Below are 19,337 nucleotides of genomic sequence, written 5' to 3' on the forward strand. Positions count from 1 at the left end.
CTGAGCCATGAGCGACATCACGCTGGACACCGCCGCCGCCAAGGTCACCCGAGGCGGCACCGCGCACCCCTCCGGCCAGCCAGATCGGGCTGCAGGCTTGGCTGCGGGCCAACCTCTTCTCCTCCTGGATCAACACAGCGGTGACGCTGGTGGTGGCCTATTTCCTGGTGCGCTGGGCGATCGGCTTCGTCGAATGGGGCATCGTCAACGCCGTCTGGTCGGTGCCGAACAACCAGACCCAGGCCTGCCGCGACCTCCGCGGCGTCGGCGCCTGCTGGGCGGTGATCACCGAGAAGCACCGCTTCATCCTGTTCGGCACCTACCCGTATGAGGAGCACTGGCGCCCGGCGCTCTGCGTCCTGCTCTTCGTCGGCCTCTACGTCGTCTCGGCGATGCGGCGCTTCTGGCGCCCGGGCCTGGCCTTCGTCTGGATCGGCGTGCTGACGCTGATCGGCGTGCTGATGTGGGGCGGCGTGTTCGGCCTTTCCTACGTGCCGCAGGAACGCTGGGGCGGCCTGGTCATCACCCTGATCCTGGCGACCTTCGGCCTGGCGCTGGCCTTCCCCCTGGCCATCCTGGTGGCGCTCGGCCGGCGGTCGAAGCTGCCGGCGATCAAGGCGCTCTGCGTCCTGACGTCGAGCTGATCCGCGGCGTGCCGCTGATCAGCCTGCTCTTCATGGCCAGCGTGATGTTTCCGCTGTTCCTGCCGGAAGGCATCGAACGTCGACAAGCTGCTGCGGGCGCAGCTCGCCATCATCCTGTTTGCCGGCGCCTACCTGGCGGAAGTGGTCCGCGGCGGGCTGCAGTCGCTGTCGAAGGGGCAGTACGAGGCGGCCGACGCGCTCGGCCTGAGCTACTGGCAGAAGACCGGCTTCATCATCCTCCCCCAGGCGCTGCGCATGGTGATCCCGCCGCTGGTCAACACCTTCATCGGCTTCTTCAAGGACACCAGCCTCGTCCTGATCATCGGCATCTTCGACCTGCTGACCGCCGGCAAGACCGCGATCATCGAGCCGGCCTGGCAGGGCTTCGGGATCGAGGTCTACCTGACGGTCGGCGCGATCTACTTCGTCTTCTGCTTCGCCATGTCGAAATACAGCCAGGGCCTGGAGGCGGAGCTGAACCGCCACCGCCGGCGGTGAGGGGATTAGGATCATGAGCGAGACCCTGGAACATGTCGCCTCCAGCGCCCGCACCGATGCGCCGCCGGCCATCCTGCTGGACAAGGTCAACAAGTGGTTCGGCACGCTGCACGTGCTGCGCGACGTCTCCCTCAGCGTGGCGCTGGGCGAGCGGGTGGTGGTCTGCGGCCCCTCGGGCAGCGGCAAGTCCACCGCGATCCGCTGCATCAACCGGCTCGAGACGCATCAGGAAGGCCGCATCGTCGTCAACGGCATCGAGCTGTCGGACGACGTCAAGGCGCTGGACGACATCCGCCGCGAGGTCGGCATGGTCTTCCAATCCTTCAACCTCTTCCCGCACCTGACGATCCTGGAGAACTGCACCCTGGCGCCGATCTGGGTCCGCCGCATGCCGAAGAAGCAGGCGGAGGAGCTGGCGATGGAATACCTGACCCGGGTGCGCATCCCGGAACAGGCGAGGAAGTATCCCGGCCAGCTCTCCGGCGGGCAGCAGCAGCGCGTCGCCATCGCCCGCGCGCTCTGCATGAAGCCGAAGATCATGCTGTTCGACGAGCCGACCTCGGCGCTCGACCCGGAGATGATCAAGGAGGTGCTCGACACCATGATCGGCCTGGCCGAGGACGGCATGACCATGATCTGCGTGACGCATGAGATGGGCTTCGCCCGGACCGTCGCCGACCGGGTGGTCTTCATGGACCGCGGCGAGATCGTCGAGATGGGCACCCCTGACCCAGGTCTTCGAGAACCCGCAGACCGAGCGGCTGCAGACCTTCCTCAGCCAGATCCTGCGGGGCACTGACCCCGCCCGGGGACCGGGGGACGGCAGCCTTGCAAGCCCGGTGGCGGGAGCCTAAGCCTGCGCGCCGTCCTCCCCCGGAGCGCTCGCTTGACCGCCTCCCCCCACGCCGCCCCCTCCCGGGCGGTCTCGCTGCCCCTGCTGCTCGGCGTGCTCGGCGTCGTCTACGGGGATATCGGCACCAGCCCGCTCTATGCGCTGCGCGCCGCCCTGCTGCATTTCTCGGCCGACGGGATCGAGCGCTGGGAGATCCTCGAGGATCCTCTCGCTCATCATCTGGTCGCTGATCCTGACGGTCACCGTCAAATACGTGACCTTCATCCTGAAGGCCGACAACAAGGGCGAAGGCGGCATCCTGGCGCTGATGGCCCTGGCCCAGCGGGTCGCCGGCAGCGACCGGTCGCGCCGGATCGTCATGCTGCTCGGCATCATCGGCGCCTGCCTGTTCTTCGGCGACGGCGTGATCACCCCGGCGATCTCGGTGCTCTCGGCGATGGAGGGCCTCAAGGTCATCTCCCCGGTCTTCGACCCGCTGATCATCCCCGGCTCGGTCGTCATCCTGATCGCGCTGTTCCTGGTGCAGTACCGCGGCACCCACAGCATCGGGCGGATCTTCGGCCCGGTCATGGCGCTCTGGTTCGGCTCGCTCGGCGTGCTCGGGCTGATCGAGGTGATCCGCGAGCCGGAGGTGCTGAGCGCCATCTCGCCGCACCATGCCATCGCCTTCTGCGTTCATTACCGGCTGGCCGCCTTCATCGCCTTCGGCTCGGTGGTGCTGTCGGTGACGGGGGCGGAGGCGCTCTATGCCGATATGGGGCATTTCGGCCGCCGGCCGATCCGGCTCGCCCTCGGACCTTCTACGTGCTGCCGGCGCTGGCGCTGAACTACATGCGGCCAGGGGGCGCTGCTGCTCAGCGACCCGGCGCGCGCTGGAGAACCCCTTCTTCCTGCTGGCGCCGGAGATGCTGCGGCTGCCGCTCGTGGTGCTGGCGACGGTGGCGACGGTCATCGCGTCGCAGTCGATGATCTCGGGCGCCTTTTCGATTGCCAGGCAATGCGTCCAGCTCGGCTTCCTGCCGCGCCTGGTGGTGCACCACACCTCGGACACCGAGGAGGGGCAGATCTACCTGCCGCAGATCAACTTCGCCCTGCTGGCCGGCGTGCTGATCCTGGTGCTGTCCTTCCATACCTCGGACAACCTGGCCGCGGCCTATGGCATCGCGGTCACCGGCACCTTCGTCTGCACCAGCGCGCTCGCCATCCTGGTCTTCCGCCGGCAGTTCCGCTGGCCGGCCGCGCTGGTCGCCCTGGTCTTCGTGCCGCTCCTGGTGATCGACGTGGCCTTCTTCGCCTCCAACGTCCTGAAGATCCCGGAAGGCGGCTACGTGCCGCTGGTGCTGGGCGCCGCGCTGTTCACCCTGATGCATACCTGGAAGCGCGGCCGGGACCTGCTCTTCTCCCGCTTCCGGCAGGACAGCCTGCCGCTGAAGTCGTTCCTGGCCCGGCTCCCGCAGAGCCGGACGATCCGGGTTCCCGGCATCGCCATCTTCATGACCGGCCAGGCCGACTACGTTCCCGGCGCGCTGCTGCACAACCTGAAGCACAACAAGGTGCTGCATGAGCGCGTGATCTTCGTCACCGTGCTGAACGAGGACATCCCCCAGGTCAGCCCCGAGCGGCGGCGGGAGGTGCTGAGCTGGCGCCCGGCATCCACCGGGTGATCCTGCGCTACGGCTTCCAGGAGAGCCCGCACATCCCGCGCGAGCTGGAAGCGCTGAAGCAGGACGGCGTGCCCTTCGAATCCATGCAGGCCAGCTACTTCCTCGGCCGGGAGACACTGGTGGCCGCCGTGGTGCCGAAGATGTCGCACTGGCGGCAATGGCTGTTCACCCTGATGTCGCGCAATGCCGTGCCGGCGACCGAGTTCTTCCGCATCCCCTCGGACCGGGTGGTCGAATTGGGCGTGCGGGTGGCGATCTGAACCGTCGCGGTCCGCGAGCGTTGCCTCCGCAGTTCGATGGTCTGCGGTCGGGTGCCCTGCGCGCCGATGGCTTGAGGGGGTTTGGACGGCATGCCGATGGTGACGCTGGTCGTGGCGGCGGGCCCCGGCTTCCCGCAGGGCAGCCCCGGCCATCGCTACGAGATCGCCGTGCCGCTCACCCCGGGCGGGCAGCTGGATGCCGAGGCCTGGTTGGCGGACCCGAAGCCCTGGCGGGCCCGGCGCATCTGGCCGGGCGGCCCGGCGCGGGACGGCGACATGCTGTTCGACCCCGATACCGAAAGCTGGTCGATCCGGCTGTTCCCCGCCCCGGGCGAGGCCACGGATGCCCCGCTGCATGCCGCGATCCGCAACGCCGGGCAGCTCCGCCCCGGGGAATACGTGACCATCCGCGAGCCGGACGGGACCGAGGTCTCCTACCGCGTCGTCTCGGTGGCCTGACCGGCGCCAGCGGCGAGGCGAAGCCGGCGCTAGCTTCGCAGGCTGGCATGCCAGCGCAGCACGGCGATCGCCCCGGATTCCAGCAGGCGGTGCCGCAGCAGCCAGGCCTCGGCCTCGGTCACCAGCGCCGCGGCCGCCGCCCCCGCGGCGGGGCGGGCGGCCCCGCGCAGCCCGGCCAGCAGCCGCGCCCAGGCCTCGGTCGCCGCCGCGTCCTGCCGGCCGCCGAGCGATTCCGTCACGTGCAGGGTGAAGCCCGCGGCCAGCAGCGCCGCCTCGACCGCCGCCTGGCCGGGCGGCGGGGCGGCGCGGTCCTCCAGCGCCAGCCAGCGGCCGAAGCGGGGGCCGGGCGGGGCGCCGGCCGCCACCGTCTCCACCAGCACAAGCTGTCCGTTGGGCTTCAGCGCCGCCGCCACCGCCCCGGCCAGCGCCGCCGGCGCCGCGCCCGCCCTGAGCGGCTCAAGCGCCAGGGCATGGTGATGGAAGCCGGCGCGGAAGGCCGGGGCGGCCGGATCCCAGCCCTGCAGCGCGGCGCGCTTGCCGAGTGGCCGCAGCAGCGGCGCCATCCGCGCGGCCAGCGCGGGGTCGTGCTGGTGCACCGCCAGCCAGGCGCGGCTCTGCCGGGCGATGGCCTGGGCCGCCCCGCCGGCATCCTGGCCGAACAGGAGCAGGGTGGTGGCGGGGGAGAGCGGCAGCAGCTGGGCCAGGCGCAGCGCCTCCGCCTCGCCGCCCGGCAGGGTGAAGCCGGGGCCCCAGAGCCGGTCCTCCCAGGCCGCGCGGGCAAGGCCGGGCGCGGCCGGCGCCGCCTCCCGGCGCGGCCGGCCCCGCTTCGGGCTGGGCGGCCGAGTGCCGCCCGCGCCGCCCACCAGCGGGGCACGAGCCGCCGCAGCCCCGCCCGGGACATCCGGGCGAGGATCTGGCGACCGGCGCGCGGCAGGGCAGCGGAGAGCATGCGGCACGCAGCGGAGCATGGCCGGATGAAGGAAGCGTTGGCCCCGGGGCGCCCGGATCAGGGGCCCAGATGCGCGAAAGGCCCGACCGCTTGCGCGGTCAGGCCTTTCGGTGAACTGGTGGAGCCAATCGGGATCGAACCGACGACCTCTTGAATGCCATTCAAGCGCTCTCCCAACTGAGCTATGGCCCCCAGGAAGGAGGCGGCTTTTAACCCCCGCCCGCAGGGTGTGCAAGAGGCCGAAGACGACTTTTGCAGGGACTTTCGCACCGGCCTTCGCGTGACTAGTTTGCCCCCGGCGGTTCGGCCGAAACCAGGAGGGGTGCGCATGGGCAAGGTGTTTCCGGACGCGAAGGCGGCCCTGGCGGGCCTGCTGCGCGACGGCATGATGATCCATTCCGGCGGTTTCGGCCTGTGCGGCATCCCCGCCCTGCTGATCGAGGCGATCCGCGACAGCGGCGTGCGCGACCTGACGATCGTCTCGAACAATGCCGGCATCGACGATGCCGGGCTCGGCCTGCTGCTGAAGACCCGGCAGGTGCGAAAGATGATCAGCAGCTATGTCGGCGAGAACAAGACCTTCGCCGAGCAATTCCTGGCCGGGGAGCTGGAGATCGAGTTCAACCCGCAGGGCACCCTGGCCGAGCGGATCCGCGCCGGCGGCGCCGGCATCCCGGCCTTCTACACCAAGACCGGCGTCGGCACCGAGGTCGCCAAGGGCAAGCCAACGGCCGAGTTCGACGGCGAGACCTATGTGCAGGAGCGCGGGATCGTCGCCGACCTGGCGATCATCCATGCCTGGATGGGCGACACCGAAGGCAACCTGATCTATCGGAAGACCGCGCGGAACTTCAACCCGATGATGGCGACCGCGGCCCGCGTGACGGTCGCGCAGGTCGAGCACCTGGTGAAGCCGGGCGAAGCTCGACCCCGACCACGTCGTCACCCCCGGCGTCTTCGTGAAGCGGATGATCCAGTGCCCGCCGGGCTACGAGAAGCGGATCGAGCAGCGCACCGTCCGCAAGCGCGAGCCGGCCGCCGCCGGCGGCGTGGCCTGATTCCGACTGCCCTCAAACGCCGGGCGCGGCCTCCGGCCGCTTGGCTTTCGCGGCACTTGCCGCGTCGTGCGGACAGCGCGCCTCCGGCACGACCCGCAGAAGCACGCCCAGCCGGCTGTGCCGGCCGTGGTCCGGCATCGCAACGCATGAATACCGGGAGCAACGACAATGGCCTGGACCCGTGACCAGATGGCCGCCCGCGCGGCGCAGCGAGCTGCAGGACGGCTTCTACGTCAACCTCGGGATCGGCATCCCGACGCTGGTGGCGAACCACGTCCCCGCGGGCATGAGCGTTCAGCTGCAGAGCGAGAACGGCATGCTCGGCCTCGGCCCCTTCCCGTACGAGGGGGAGGAGGATGCCGACCTGATCAATGCCGGCAAGCAGACCATCACCGCCCTGCCGACCAGCAGCTATTTCAGCAGCGCCGACAGCTTCGCCATGATCCGCGGCGGGCATATCGACCTGTCGATCCTCGGCGCCCTGCAGGTGGCCGCGAATGGCGACCTGGCGAACTGGATGATCCCCGGCAAGATGGTGAAGGGGATGGGCGGGGCGATGGATCTCGTCGCCGGGGTGAAGAAGGTGGTGGTGCTGATGGAGCACACCGCCGGCGGCAAGCCGAAGCTGCTCAAGGCCTGCAACCTGCCGCTGACCGGCCAGCGGGTGGTCGACATGGTCATCACCGAGCTCGCGGTCTTCGAGCTCGCCCGCCGCGGCGAGACCGACCTGCGGCTGGTCGAGCTCGGCGCCGGAGGTGACGCTCGAGGAGGTACAGGCGAAGACCGAGGCGGGCTTCACCACCGCCTTCCGCAACTAACCTGCGGCGACGAGGCCCGGCGCCGCACGGCGCCGGGCCTAGTCGACCGTGATCCGGGCCACCCGGACCACCTCGTTCAGCTTGTCCGCCTCGGCCGCGACCAGCCGGGCGAAATCCTCCGGCGTCCCCGGCATCGGCGCGCCGCCGAGCTCCGCCAGCCGGGCGCCGAGCGCGGCCTGGGCCAGCCCGGCATTGGTCTCCCGGTTCAGCCGCGCGACGACCTCCGCCGGCGTCCCGCGCGGCACGCCCAGCCCGTACCAGGTCGCAGCCTCGTAGCCGGGCAGCGTCTCGGCCAGCGGCGGCAGCTCCGGCAGCGTCTCCGCCCGCGTCGCGGTGGTGACCGCCAGGGCCCGCAGCCTGCCGTCCCGCACATGGGCCAGGCTGGCCGGGATCGCCTCGAACATCAGCTGCATCCGCCCGCCGACCAGGTCGGTGATCGCCGGCGCCGAGCCGCGATAGGGCACGTGCACCAGCTCGGTGCCGCTCATCATCCGGAACAGCTCGCCGGCCAGGTGCTGCGGCGTGCCGTTGCCGGAGGAGGCCATGGCGAAGCGCCCCGGCGCGGCCCGTGCCGCGGCGATGAAGCCCGCCGCATCCGTCGCCGGCACCGAAGGGTGCACCAGCATGACCAGCGGCACCCGGACCAGGCCGGCGACCGGCTGGATGTCCCGCCGCAGGTCGAAGCCGGGCCGCCGGTAGAGCGCCGGGGCTATGAGGTGCACCGGGCCGCAGAGCAGCAGCGTGGTGCCGTCCGGCGGCGCGGCGGCTGCGGCCTCGGCCGCCAGCAGGCCGCCGACGCCCGGCTTGTTCTCCACCAGCACCGGCTGGCCGAGCCGCTCCGCCAGCCATTGCGCGACGATGCGCGCGGTCACGTCCACCGGCCCGCCCGGCGGGAAGCCAACCAGGATGCGGAGGGGCCGGCCCGGCCAGTCCTCGGCCCGGGCGATGGCAGGGAAGGCCGGGCAGCGCGGCCGCCCCCTGCAGGAGGCTTCGGCGGGACAGGGGCATCGCGGGGCACCCTCCTGGGCTTGGCGGCCGGAGGATGGCATTCCGTATGCAGGCGAGCCATCATCTGGCCCCGACGATATCCATATGCGGCGGATATGGCATGGAGCTCCGGCACCTCCGCTACTTCCTCGCGGTCGCCGAGGAAGGGCATGTCACCCGGGCGGCGGAGCGGCTCGGGATGCAGCAGCCGCCGCTGAGCCAGCAGATCCGCGCGCTGGAGCGGGAGCCGGGCCTCCCGCTCTTCCGCCGCCTGCCGCGCGGCATGGCGCTGACCGAGGCGGGCGAGGGCTTCCTCGGCGAGGCGCGGGCGATCCTGGCGCGGCTGGACGGGGCGGTGGCGGCGGCGCGGCGCACCGCGGCGGGGGAGCAGGAGCCGGCTCGCCATCGGCGTGCCGCCCACCGCGCCCTTCCACCCCCTCGTCCCCGGCACCATCCGCGCCTTCCGCGAGGCCTGGCCGCTGGTGACGCTCAGCATGGAGGAATGCCTGCGGACCGAACTGGTCGAGCGGCTGCAGGACGGGCGGCTGGACATCGCCTTCTTCCGCGCCGACGTACCCCTGCCGGAAGGGCTGGCGCTGCACCGCCTGCTGGAGGAGCCGCTGGTGGCCGCGCTGCCGGCCGGCCATGCGCTGGCCGAAGGCGCCGGGGCCGTGCCGCTCGCCGCCTTGGCCGGCGAGAGCTTCATCCCCTATGCGCGCCAGCAGGGCCCGGCCCTGTACGAGGGCCCTGCTGGCCGCCTGCCTGCGCGCCGGATTCAGCCCGCGCCTCGGGCAGGAGGCGCCGCGGATCACCTCGGCGCTTGGCCTGGTGGCGGCGGGGCTCGGCGTGGCGCTGGTGCCGGACAGCATGCGGCGGATGACGATGGAAGGCGTGGCCTACCGGCCGCTGGCAGGCACGGCACCGGTCGCGGTGCTGGCGATCGTCCTGCGGCGCGACCTCCGCTCCGCCGCGGCGCGCAACTTCCTGGCGCTGGCGCGGCGGCAGGCCGGGCTGGCCCTGCCGCTCAGGCGAAGCGCAGCAGCACCACCAGCGCGACCAGCATCTGCACCGCGTTGAGGATCACGCTCAGCCGGTGCGCCGCGTCGAAGCGCGGCTTCGCCGCCGCGTCGCCCGCCTGGGCGGCATCGGACAATGCGTTGATCCGCGGCATCAGCCCCTGCCGCAGCCAGATGCCGAGCGCGGCGACGGCGGCCATGGCCAGCGCGTCCCAGCCGCGCAGCGGCAGCAGCGCCACGGCGGCGGCGGCCGAGAGGCCGAGCACCCAGAGGTAGTAGACGGGGAAGACCTGGCGGATGAAGCGGCCCGACCATTCGGGCGGCAGCCGGGTGAAGACCAGCGGCGCGATGGCGACCGCGAAGAAGACCATGCCGCCCAGCAGCAGGGCGGTGGCGAAGAGGGCGATGCCGGAGAGGATCATGCGGCGGCGGAGATGGCCCCGCCGCCGCGGATGGCAAGCCGTATTTCGGGCAAGCCGATTCAGACCTTCGCGCCCTGCGGCGCTCCGGTCATCGGCAAGCCTAGTAGCGGTACTGCTCGGCCTTGAAGGGGCCTTCCTCGGGCACGCCGATATAGCCGGCCTGCTGCGGGGAGAGCTTGGTCAGCTTGGCGCCGACCTTCTCGAGGTGCAGCGCCGCCACCTTCTCGTCGAGGTGCTTCGGCAGCACGTAGACCTTCTTCTCGTACTTGCCCGGATTCGACCACAGCTCGATCTGCGCCAGGGTCTGGTTGGTGAAGCTGGCCGACATCACGAAGGACGGGTGGCCGGTGGCGTTGCCGAGGTTCACCAGCCGCCCCTCGGACAGCAGGATGATGCGCTTGCCGTCGGGGAACTCCACCTCGTCCACCTGCGGCTTCACGTTCGACCACTTGTAGTTCTTCAGCGCGGCGACCTGGATCTCGCTGTCGAAGTGGCCGATGTTGCAGACGATGGCGCGGTGCTTCATCGCCCGCAGGTGGTCGATGGTGATGACGTCGACATTGCCCGTGGCGGTGACGAAGATGTCGGCGCGCGGCGCGGCATCCTCCATCGTCACCACCTCATAGCCCTCCATCGCCGCCTGCAGGGCGCAGATCGGGTCGACCTCGGAGACCATCACGCGGCAGCCGGCATTGCGCAGGCTGGCGGCGCTGCCCTTGCCCACGTCGCCGAAGCCCGCAACCATCGCCACCTTGCCCGACATCATCACGTCGGTGCCGCGGCGGATGCCGTCCACCAGGCTCTCGCGGCAGCCGTAGAGGTTGTCGAATTTCGACTTGGTGACGCTGTCGTTCACGTTGATGGCGGGGAACAGAAGCTTCCCTTCCTTCGCCATCACGTACAGCCGGTGGACGCCCGTGGTGGTCTCCTCGGAGACGCCCTGGATCGACTTGGCGAGGCGGGCGAACCAGCCCGGCTTGGTCTTCACCAGCTTCTTGATGAGGGCGAAGAAGACCTCCTCCTCCTCGTTGGTCGCCTTGTCGAGGAAGGCCACGTCGCCCTGCTCGGCGCGCAGGCCGTAATGCACCAGCAGGGTCATGTCGCCGCCGTCGTCGAGCAGCATGTTCGGCTCGCCGCCGTCATGCCATTCGAGGGTCTTCTGCACGTAGTCCCAGTATTCCGGCAGGCTCTCGCCCTTCACGGCGAAGACCGGCGTGCCGGCGGCGGCGATGGCGGCCGCGGCGTGGTCCTGGGTCGAGAAGATGTTGCAGGAGGACCAGCGGACATCGGCGCCGAGCGCCTTCAGCGTCTCGATCAGCACGGCGGTCTGGATGGTCATGTGCAGGCAGCCGGCGACCCGGGCGCCCTTCAGCGGCTGGGACGGGCCGTATTCGCGCCGGACGGCCATCAGGCCGGGCATCTCGTCCTCGGCCATGGCGATTTCCTTGCGGCCCCAATCGGCCAGCGAAAGGTCCTTCACCAGGTAGTCGGCGGCTGCGGCCATGGTCTGCATCCTCATCATGTGGCCCGGGCCCTAGCACGGGCGGGAGACGGAGGCCAGAAGCAAGCGCGAGACATAAGCATGTCTTTCATATCGCGTCCGGCGCGGCCGGCCGATGGGATCGCCCCAGAACGGCAACGCCTTGCCGAACCGCAACCCCAGCGCCATCGTCTTGCCGGAAGGCCCGCGACACGGGCCCAATGGGAGGGACATTGGAATGAAGACGCGTTGGATCGCATCCGGCCTGGCAGCGGCCCTGGCCCTACCGGCCCTGGCACTGGCCCAGCCGGCACCCACCCCGGTCCCGGGCTGGCAGCAGGGCCGCCCGGAGAGTCTGGCCAGTTCCCCCCTCGCCCCCAATGCACCGAAGCTGACCGTGACCCCGGCCGACCAGGTGCCGGTCGGCAAGCTGACCCTGCCCGCCGGCTTCAAGGCGGAGATCTATGCCTCCGGCATGCCGGGCGCCCGCATGATGGCGCTCGGGGCGAACGGCACGCTGTTCATCGGCACCCGCACCATCGGCCGGGTCTATGCGGTGAAGGACGGCAAGACCTACACGATCGCCTCCGGCCTGCAGCAGCCGAACGGCGTCGCCTTCAAGGATGGCGCGCTCTATGTGCTCGCGATCAACAAGGTGTTCCGCTACGACGGCATCGAATCGAAGCTCGACGCCCCCGGCACGCCGGTGGACCTGACCGCCGCCTTCGCCCTGCCGACCGAGGACCACCACGGCTGGAAGTTCGCCAGCTTCGGGCCGGACGGGAAGCTGTACATGCAGGTCGGCGCGCCCTGCAACATCTGCTCGGTGGACGAGAACCGCCACGCCGTGCTGCTGCGCTTCAACCCGGACGGCTCGGGCCGCGAGGTCGTGGCGCGCGGCGTCCGCAACAGCGTCGGCCAGGCCTTCCACCCCGTCACCGGCCAGCTCTGGTTCACCAACAACGGCCGCGACTGGGCCGGCGAGGACGAGCCGCAGGACAGCCTTGGCGTGGTGCGCGGCATGGGCGAGCATTTCGGCTTCCCCTATTGCCACATGGGAACCATGCAGGACCCGGACGTGAAGGGCCGGCAGTGCTCGGAATTCTCGCCCCCGGCGCTGCTGCTCGGCGCGCATACGGCGGCGCTCGGCATCCGCTTCTACACCGGTGAAATGTTCCCGGCCGAGTACAAGAATCCCATGTTCATCGCCCGGCACGGCTCCTGGAACCGCACCCAGAGGGTCGGCTACGACGTGGTGAACGTGACGCTCGACGCCCAGGGCAAGCCGAGCATGCGGCCCTTCATGGGCGGGCTGCTCGAGGGCAACAATTCTCTCGGCCGGCCGACCGACGTGCAGCAGATGCCCGACGGTTCGCTGCTCGTCTCGGACGAGCAGATGGGCGCGATCTACCGCATCACCTATTCGAAGTGAGCATGCGGGCAAGCCTGCTGGCGGCGGCCGTCCTGGCCGCCGCCCCGTTCCTGGCCGCGAATGCCGCAGGCGATCCGGGGCGCGGCGAGGCGCTGGTGCGGGAGCGCCAATGCGGCAGCCGCCACGGCGCCGTCGGCGTCTCCTCCACGCCGAACATCCCCTCGCTGGCCGGGCATACGGACGAGTTCATCACCCTGCAACTGATCCTGCTGCGGGAGCAGATCCGCATCGCGCCGCCGATGAACGACCTCGCCCAGGGGCTGACCGATGGCCAGGTGGAGGATATCGCCGCCTGGTATATGTCGCTCCCCGCGGGCCTGCCGGCCGGCGGCACCGAGGGCGACCCGGCCCGGATGGCCGAGGGCGCGGCGCTGTCGGAGAAGCTGCGCTGCGGCGTCTGCCACCTGCCGGACTATCGCGGCCGCGCGCAGATGCCGCGCCTTGCCGGGCAGCGGGAGGACTATCTGGTGCATGCCATGACCGGGTACCGCGACGGCACCCGGCACGGGACGGACACCAACATGAATGCCGTGATGTACGGCGTAACCGACGCGCAGGTGGCCACGCTCGCCTATTATTTGGCGCGGCAGAAGTAGCGGGAAGGCTGGGGAGGGAAAGTATTCCCTCCCCGAACCCTAGCCTTCTTTCTTGCGTGCCGGGCAGCACCACGCTGTGGGCGCCAGGCTTGCAGAAACAGATGAGGGATTGGACGCATGCGTCCAACGGGGGGGAATACCTTCTCCGCCAGCCTTCAGGATCTAAACCCGATAAACCCTGAAATTCGCTCCAAGCCTCGAATCCTTGAGGCCGATGCGGCCCTTTCGTCCGCGAACCCGCCGCCGGCCGGCAATGTCGCATCGCCGGCCTTTGGATTTGAGGATTTGAGATCTTCAAGGGCAGCCTCGCCGGCTGGCGGACGCGCCGCCGGCGTTTGCGGCTTATAGTCCTATCATCCAACCCATCCGGAGGCAACGCCGAAGACCCCTTCAGCCACCAGGCCAGCTTGCCGCGGCTGGTCTTCCGCCCCAGCGCCGCCGCATCCCGCAGCCAGGCCACCTGCACCACCCGGCGTTCCCCGACGAAGGGCGTATGGCCGTGCCAGGACCGCTCGCCGCGCAGGAAGGCGAAGACGTTGCCCTCCTCCGGCGAAACCTCGGCCACAGGGTCCGCCAGCGACTCCCCCGCAGCACGCGGATGCGCCCGGCCGGATGGGCCCAGCCCGGATGCATGTAGAGCAGCAGCGTCGCCACCTTGCTGGCGCTGTCGGTGTGCGGCCGCCCCTCATGCGCCGCCGAGACCTGCCGCACCGTCACCAGCCGCGGCAGGGCGGCGAAGTCGAGGCCGAATTCTCGCCCATCGCCGCATCCAGCGCCCCGGCCGCGATCTCCGCCAGCAGCGCCGCGAAGGCGCCGCGCGGGGTGAAGGTCCCGACCGGGTGGTAGCCGGGCCGCGGCAGGGCAGGAAAATCGCGCCGCAGCGCGGGCAGAGCCTCGGGCCGCAGGCAGCCGGCGCCGGCGACCCAGGGATAGGGTCGTCCTGGCGCGGCGCGGCGCGGAAGGGCGCCAAGTCCAGTAGGGGGCGGCGGCATCGGCGACGGGATGTGGCGCAGCGGGGTTCGAGCGCATGGGCGATGGCCCCATCGGTGTCGGTCCCGGCAGGCGTCCAAGCCCGCCGCGCCGGGCCGGGTTCCATCCTCCCCCGGTGGAATCGCCGGCAGGCCGCTGCCGGTTGTCGGCCGCCCCGCGCGGGTCTATCCCGACCCGCGATGGACGCGAATGTCAGCCACCCACCCGGCGAGGCACGCCCCCAGGGGCCCCTGCCCGCCTATCGCGCGCGGATCGCCCGCGGCCTGCTGAAGCCCGACCCGGCCCAGGCCATGGCGGCGGAGACGCTGCAGGACCTATGGCGCCGGCTGCGCGGCTACGAGCCGCAGGTGGAACCGCCCGAGCCGGATGGCTTCCTGACCCGCTTCTTCCGCCGCAAGCCAGTGGAGGAGGCCGGGAACAACGCGCCGCAGGGCCTCTATCTGGTGGGCGAGGTCGGGCGCGGGAAGTCCATGCTGATGGACCTCTTCTTCGCCTGCGCCGAGGTGCCCCGGAAGCAGCGGATCCACTTCCACCAGTTCATGCAGGACTGCCACCAGCGCATCCACCGCTGGAAGCAGGCCCATCCCGGGAGGCGGACCCGATCCCGCCGCTGGCGGATGCGATCGTGGCGGAGGCCGCGCTGCTCTGCTTCGACGAATTCCAGGTGCATGACATCACCGATGCGATGATCCTCGGCCGGCTGTTCGAGGCGCTCTTCGCCCGCGGCGTGGTGGTGGTGGCGACCAGCAACACCGCGCCGGACGACCTGTTCAAGGGCAAGCCCGGCCGGGACGCCTTCCTGCCTTTCATCGCCCTGATCAAGCAGCGGCTGAACGTGCTGACGCTGGAGGCGGAGCGGGACTACCGGCGGGAGCGCATCCGCGGCCTGCCGACCTGGCATTGCCCGGTGGATGGCCGGGCCGAACGGGCGCTCGACGCCGCCTTCCTCGAGCTCACCGGGGTCAGGCAGGGCAAGCCCTGCACCCTCCGGGTGCTCGGCCGCGCGGTGGAACTGCCGGAGGAGGCGCGCGGGGTGGTCCGCGCCGGGTTCGACGACCTCTGCGGCAAGCCGCTGGGCCCGGCCGACTACCTGGCGCTGGCGACGCATTGCCACAGCCTGGTGCTGGACGGCGTCCCCGCCTGGGGCCGGAGAATTTCGACCGTGCCCGGCGCTTCATCACCCTGGTCGATGCGCTCTACGAGCATCGCTGCAAGCTGATCGCCTCGGCCGCCGCGCCGCCCGATGCATTGTACGAGCAGGGCGAGAACGCGGCGATGTTCGAGCGCACCGCGAGCCGACTGACGGAGATGCAGAGCCAGGACTATCTGGGGCTGCAGCACCTGACCTGAACCAGCCCCGGCTTGACACCGGGCCGTAACATTCAGCAATAAGGCTCACGGATCTCGCGGTTGCCCCAAAAGGGAGATTCCATGCGCCTGCCGATGCTTGTCCTGCTTGGCCTGATGCTCGTCGCCGGCCCGGCGCTGGCCCTCGCCCCGGCCCACCACGCGGCCAGGTCCGCCGCCACGGCCAAGCCCCCGGTCGCTAAGTCGCGGCCCGGCGCGGTTCAGGCCAAGGCACCGTCGGGCCACGGCAAGCCCCGGCTGCAGCAGGCCGCCTTCCGGCCCGGCGCGGCGCCCGCCGGCTGTTCCCGCAAGGCGCGGCAATGCCGCGGGATCGCCGCGACGCCGGTGCGGTTCGGCTGGACCCAGGGCTCGCCGCCGGCCGCCCAGGTGCAGGCCGACCAGTGCCCGGACGGCACCATGGCGACCCTGGCGCGCGGCCATGACGACGTGATCCGCTGCATGCCGATCTGAGGCGGCGGGCGCCGCAAGGCCCCGAATCCAGCGTCCCGGCCGTTCGGCACGCTCCCGGCTTGACCTCGCGCAAGGCGCGCCATGGGCATTTGCACCAATTGCGCCCCCGCGCCGTGCCTTGTCGCCCCCAGCGACCGGGAGTAGGAGTGCGCCGCAATATTCCAACGATCCTGACGTAAGGACGGCTCATGGCCCGCAAGAAGATCGCGCTGATCGGCGCCGGCAACATCGGTGGCACCCTGGCCCACCTGATCGGCCTCAAGGAACTCGGCGACGTCGTCATGTTCGACGTCTTCCCGGGCGTGGCAGGCGGCAAGGCGCTCGACATCATGCAGTCCGGCCCGGTGGACGGGTTCGACAGCGCCATGGCCGGCACCGGCGACTATGCCGCGATCAAGGGCGCCGACGTCATCATCGTCACCGCCGGCTTCCCGCGCATGCCGGGCATGAGCCGCGACGACCTGCTGACCAAGAATGCCGGCGTGATGGGCCAGGTGGCCGAGGGCATCAAGACCTATGCCCCCGACGCCTTCGTCATCTGCATCACCAACCCGCTCGACGTCATGGTCTGGGCGCTGCAGCAGAAGTCCGGCCTGCCGGCCAACAAGGTCGTCGGCATGGCGGGCGTGCTGGACAGCAGCCGGTTCCGCCTGTTCCTGGCGCAGGAGTTCAACGTCTCGGTCGAGGACGTGACCGCCTTCGTGCTGGGCGGCCATGGCGATACCATGGTGCCGCTGACCCGCTACTCCACCGTCGCCGGCATCCCGGTGCCGGACCTGATCAAGATGGGCTGGACGACGCAGGAGAAGATCGACGCCATCGTCGCCCGCACCGCGAATGGCGGCGGCGAGATCGTCAAGCTGCTGGAGAAGGGCTCCGCCTTCTACGCCCCGGCCGCCTCCGCCATTGCGATGGCGGAAGCCTACCTGAAGGACAAGAAGCGGGTCCTGCCCTGCGCCGTGATGCTGAACGGCGAGTACGGGCTGCGCGACTTCTATGTCGGCGTGCCGGTCGTGATCGGCGGCAACGGCGTCGAGAAGATCGTCGAGGTGCAGTTCACGCCCGAGGAGAAGAAGGCCTTCGACGCCTCCTGCGACGCGGTGAAGAAGCTGATCGAGGACTTCAAGAAGCTCGGCGTCTGATGCCAGGGGCCGGGGCAGTGCCCCGGCCTTTTTGCCGGCCTCGGCCGGGATTTGCCGGTAGGCTGGCCACCCCGCCGCGGAGCGGCACCGAGAATCTCGACCCGGCCGGCCGGCCGACCCATGCGAAGGGTGAGCGGATGAACATCCACGAATACCAGGCGAAGGAGTTGCTGCGCCGCTACGGCGTCGCGGTGCTCGAGGGCCATGTTGCCTGGACGCCGGAGGAGGCCGAGGCGGCCGCCGCCAAGCTGCCCGGGCCGGTCTATGTGGTGAAGTCGCAGATCCATGCCGGCGGCCGCGGCGCCGGCCGCTTCGCCGACGACCCGAACGGCAAGGGCGGCGTCCGGGTGGTGAAGTCGGCCGCCGAGGTGAAGGCCGCCGCCGCGGCGATGATCGGCCACACCCTGGTCACCAAGCAGACCGGGCCGCAGGGCAAGGTCGTCTCCCGCGTCTATGTCGAGGCCGGCTGCGACATCAAGCGCGAGCTGTATCTGGGCCTGCTGGTGGACCGCGAGACCTCCCGCCTCACCGTGATGGCCTCGACCGAGGGCGGCATGGAGATTGAGGAGGTGGCCGAGCACCACCCCGAGAAGATCCTGAAGGTCGCGGTCGACCCGGCCTCCGGCATCTCCGGCTTCCATTGCCGGAAGCTCGCCTTCGGCCTCGGGCTGACCGGCAAGCAGGTCGGCGCCTTCACCAAATCTGTCACCGCCCTCTATGGCGCCGTGCTCGAGCTCGATTGCGCGATCGTCGAGATCAACCCGCTGGTCGTCACCGGCGCGGGCGACATCGTGGCGCTCGACGCCAAGGTCTCCTTCGACGACAACGCGCTGTTCCGCCACAAGGACCTGGAAGCCCTCCGCGACGATTCGGAGATGGACCCGAAGGAGCTTGAGGCGGTCAAGAACGACCTGAACTACGTGGCGCTCGACGGCGAGATCGGCTGCATGGTGAACGGCGCCGGCCTGGCGATGGCCACCATGGACATCATCAAGCTGTACGGGTCGTCCCCGGCCAACTTCCTCGATGTCGGCGGCACCGCGAATGCGGCCCGGGTGACCGAGGCCTTCCGCATCATCACCTCGGACAGCAACGTCAAGGCGATCCTGGTCAACATCTTCGGCGGCATCGCCAAGTGCGACATGATCGCCGAGGGCATCGTGGCCGCGACCAAGGCGCTGACCTTGAGCGTGCCGCTGGTGGTGCGGCTCGAGGGCACGAATGTCGACCTCGGCAAGAAGATCCTGGCCGATAGCGGCCTTGCCATCATCCCCGCCGACAACCTGGCCGATGCGGCCCAGAAGGTTGTCGCCGCGGTCAAGGGGGCCTGAGCCATGGCGATCCTGATCGACGCCAACACCCGCGTCATGACCCAGGGCTTCACCGGCGCCCAGGGCACCTTCCATGCCGAGCAGGGCATCGCCTATGGCTCGACCTATGTCGGCGGCGTGACCCCCGGCAAGGGCGGCACCACCCATATCGGCCTGCCGGTCTTCGACACGGTGGCCGATTGCGTCGAGAAGACGCAGGCCAATGCCAGCGTCATCTACGTCCCCCCGCCCTTCGCGGCGGATGCGATCCTGGAAGCGATCGACGCCGAGCTGCCGCTGATCATCTGCATCACCGAGGGCATCCCGGTGCTCGACATGGTCAAGGTGAAGCGGGCGCTCTCGGGCTCGAAGTCGCGCCTGATCGGGCCGAACTGCCCGGGTGTCATCACCCCGGATGCCTGCAAGATCGGCATCATGCCGGGCCATATCCACCTGCGCGGCTCGGTCGGCGTCGTCTCCCGCTCCGGCACCCTGACCTATGAGGCCGTGGCGCAGACCACGGCGGCCAAGCTCGGCCAGTCCACCTGCGTCGGCATCGGCGGCGACCCGGTGAAGGGCACCGACTTCATCGAGGTGCTGGAGCTGTTCCTGGCCGACCCCGAGACCAAGTCGATCGTCATGATCGGCGAGATTGGCGGCCAGTCGGAGATCCAGGCGGCGGAGTTCCTCGCGCGCGAGAACCGCGGCCCGAACGCCAAGCCCGTGGTCGGCTTCATCGCCGGCGCAACGGCCCCCCGGGTCGCCGCATGGGCCATGCCGGCGCGGTCATCTCCGGCGGCAAGGACACGGCGGAGGCGAAGTTCGAGGCGATGCGCCAGGCCGGCGTGCATGTCGCCGACAGCCCGGCGGCGCTGGGCTCGACCATGGTGAAGGCACTGAGGGGTTAACCGCGGGGGCGAAAAACCGCGCGGCAGCCATGC

General features: G+C 70.4%; 15 protein-coding genes, 1 tRNA gene and 8 pseudogenes. 17 read left to right on the top strand and 7 right to left on the bottom strand.

The window, feature by feature from the left end; genetic code table 11:
* The first annotated feature begins 140 nt into the window (after positions 1-140).
* The 5 genes and pseudogenes from ACQ86J_RS17285 to ACQ86J_RS17305 all read left to right on the top strand — a co-directional run bounded on the left by ACQ86J_RS17285 (position 141) and on the right by ACQ86J_RS17305 (position 4,378).
* A complete protein-coding gene (locus tag ACQ86J_RS17285; RefSeq protein WP_431272066.1) occupies positions 141-644 on the top strand; it encodes a hypothetical protein in 504 nt (167 codons plus the stop codon).
* Between the two features lie 141 nt (positions 645-785).
* Positions 786-1,142 carry an ABC transporter permease subunit gene (locus ACQ86J_RS17290; RefSeq protein WP_431272067.1) on the top strand — a complete coding sequence of 119 codons (357 nt, stop codon included), beginning with the start codon at positions 786-788 and terminating at the stop codon, positions 1,140-1,142.
* 13 nt (positions 1,143-1,155) lie between these two features.
* Positions 1,156-1,996 (top strand): annotated as a pseudogene (locus ACQ86J_RS17295) (amino acid ABC transporter ATP-binding protein).
* Positions 1,997-2,028: 32 nt separating this feature from the next.
* A pseudogene (locus ACQ86J_RS17300) lies at positions 2,029-3,919 on the top strand (potassium transporter Kup).
* A 90-nt stretch (positions 3,920-4,009) separates the two neighbouring features.
* A complete protein-coding gene (locus ACQ86J_RS17305) occupies positions 4,010-4,378 on the top strand; it encodes a hypothetical protein (RefSeq protein ID WP_431272068.1) in 369 nt (122 codons plus the stop codon).
* Positions 4,379-4,407: 29 nt separating this feature from the next.
* Here ACQ86J_RS17305 and ACQ86J_RS17310 read toward each other — a convergent pair whose 3' ends face one another.
* Both ACQ86J_RS17310 and ACQ86J_RS17315 read right to left on the bottom strand, forming a co-directional pair.
* Positions 4,408-5,241 (bottom strand): hypothetical protein, encoded by an 834-nt coding sequence (locus ACQ86J_RS17310; RefSeq protein WP_431272069.1) that lies wholly within the window; start codon positions 5,239-5,241, stop codon positions 4,408-4,410.
* 202 nt (positions 5,242-5,443) lie between these two features.
* Positions 5,444-5,519, bottom strand: a tRNA-Ala gene (locus ACQ86J_RS17315).
* A gap of 136 nt (positions 5,520-5,655) precedes the next feature.
* Here ACQ86J_RS17315 and ACQ86J_RS17320 point away from each other — a divergent pair.
* Positions 5,656-6,385, top strand: a pseudogene (locus ACQ86J_RS17320) (CoA transferase subunit A).
* 168 nt (positions 6,386-6,553) lie between these two features.
* Positions 6,554-7,203, top strand: a pseudogene (locus ACQ86J_RS17325) (CoA transferase subunit B).
* Positions 7,204-7,241: 38 nt separating this feature from the next.
* Here the strand turns inward: ACQ86J_RS17325 and ACQ86J_RS17330 are convergent.
* Entirely contained in the window at positions 7,242-8,252 is a 1,011-nt protein-coding gene (locus ACQ86J_RS17330; protein WP_431272070.1) for a tripartite tricarboxylate transporter substrate-binding protein, read from the bottom strand.
* Between the two features lie 59 nt (positions 8,253-8,311).
* On the opposite strand from ACQ86J_RS17330, the pseudogene ACQ86J_RS17335 reads away from it, so the two are divergent.
* From ACQ86J_RS17335 to ACQ86J_RS17345, 3 genes and pseudogenes are all read left to right on the top strand, one after another.
* A pseudogene (locus tag ACQ86J_RS17335) lies at positions 8,312-8,437 on the top strand (LysR family transcriptional regulator); the annotation flags it as partial.
* Positions 8,438-8,600: 163 nt separating this feature from the next.
* Positions 8,601-8,852 (top strand): annotated as a pseudogene (locus ACQ86J_RS17340) (LysR substrate-binding domain-containing protein); the annotation flags it as partial.
* A gap of 49 nt (positions 8,853-8,901) precedes the next feature.
* Positions 8,902-9,267, top strand: a complete 366-nt coding sequence (locus tag ACQ86J_RS17345; RefSeq protein WP_431272071.1) for a LysR substrate-binding domain-containing protein — start codon at positions 8,902-8,904, stop codon at positions 9,265-9,267.
* Here ACQ86J_RS17345 and ACQ86J_RS17350 read toward each other — a convergent pair.
* Complete coding sequence (locus ACQ86J_RS17350) at positions 9,215-9,628, bottom strand: DUF4149 domain-containing protein (RefSeq protein WP_431272072.1); 414 nt, start codon at positions 9,626-9,628, stop codon at positions 9,215-9,217. The two genes, ACQ86J_RS17345 and ACQ86J_RS17350, sit on opposite strands and share 53 nt — an antisense overlap.
* Positions 9,629-9,728: 100 nt before the next feature.
* On the bottom strand, positions 9,729-11,141 hold the full coding sequence (gene ahcY, locus ACQ86J_RS17355; RefSeq protein WP_431272073.1) for an adenosylhomocysteinase: 1,413 nt from the start codon (positions 11,139-11,141) through the stop codon (positions 9,729-9,731).
* A 205-nt stretch (positions 11,142-11,346) separates the two neighbouring features.
* Here ahcY and ACQ86J_RS17360 point away from each other — a divergent pair, with 205 nt between their 5' ends.
* Both ACQ86J_RS17360 and ACQ86J_RS17365 read left to right on the top strand, forming a co-directional pair.
* The gene (locus ACQ86J_RS17360) at positions 11,347-12,540 is read left to right on the top strand and encodes a PQQ-dependent sugar dehydrogenase (RefSeq protein ID WP_431272074.1); all 1,194 of its coding nucleotides are present in this window, start codon (positions 11,347-11,349) and stop codon (positions 12,538-12,540) included.
* Between the two features lie 2 nt (positions 12,541-12,542).
* Positions 12,543-13,136: a c-type cytochrome gene (locus ACQ86J_RS17365; RefSeq protein WP_431272075.1), complete on the top strand. Its 594-nt coding sequence runs from the start codon at positions 12,543-12,545 to the stop codon at positions 13,134-13,136.
* Positions 13,137-13,526: 390 nt separating this feature from the next.
* Here the strand turns inward: ACQ86J_RS17365 and ACQ86J_RS17370 are convergent, their stop codons facing one another.
* Both ACQ86J_RS17370 and ACQ86J_RS17375 read right to left on the bottom strand, forming a co-directional pair.
* Positions 13,527-13,853, bottom strand: a complete 327-nt coding sequence (locus tag ACQ86J_RS17370) for a hypothetical protein (protein WP_431272076.1) — start codon at positions 13,851-13,853, stop codon at positions 13,527-13,529.
* Positions 13,850-14,128, bottom strand: coding sequence for a hypothetical protein (locus ACQ86J_RS17375; protein WP_431272077.1), 279 nt, complete (start codon positions 14,126-14,128; stop codon positions 13,850-13,852). Before ACQ86J_RS17375 ends, ACQ86J_RS17370 begins: the two co-directional genes overlap by 4 nt.
* A gap of 177 nt (positions 14,129-14,305) precedes the next feature.
* On the opposite strand from ACQ86J_RS17375, the pseudogene zapE reads away from it, so the two are divergent.
* From zapE to sucD, 5 genes and pseudogenes are all read left to right on the top strand, one after another.
* A pseudogene (gene zapE / locus ACQ86J_RS17380) lies at positions 14,306-15,476 on the top strand (cell division protein ZapE).
* An 81-nt stretch (positions 15,477-15,557) separates the two neighbouring features.
* Positions 15,558-15,944 (top strand): hypothetical protein, encoded by a 387-nt coding sequence (locus tag ACQ86J_RS17385; protein WP_431272078.1) that lies wholly within the window; start codon positions 15,558-15,560, stop codon positions 15,942-15,944.
* 188 nt (positions 15,945-16,132) lie between these two features.
* The gene (gene mdh / locus ACQ86J_RS17390) at positions 16,133-17,086 is read left to right on the top strand and encodes a malate dehydrogenase (RefSeq protein ID WP_431272079.1); all 954 of its coding nucleotides are present in this window, start codon (positions 16,133-16,135) and stop codon (positions 17,084-17,086) included.
* Between the two features lie 137 nt (positions 17,087-17,223).
* Entirely contained in the window at positions 17,224-18,417 is a 1,194-nt protein-coding gene (sucC, locus tag ACQ86J_RS17395; protein ID WP_431272080.1) for an ADP-forming succinate--CoA ligase subunit beta, read from the top strand.
* Between the two features lie 3 nt (positions 18,418-18,420).
* Positions 18,421-19,304: pseudogene (gene sucD / locus ACQ86J_RS17400) on the top strand (succinate--CoA ligase subunit alpha).
* Positions 19,305-19,337: the final 33 nt, after the last annotated feature.

Source organism: Dankookia sp. P2 (genome assembly GCF_050632255.1).
Lineage (GTDB): Bacteria > Pseudomonadota > Alphaproteobacteria > Acetobacterales > Acetobacteraceae > Paracraurococcus.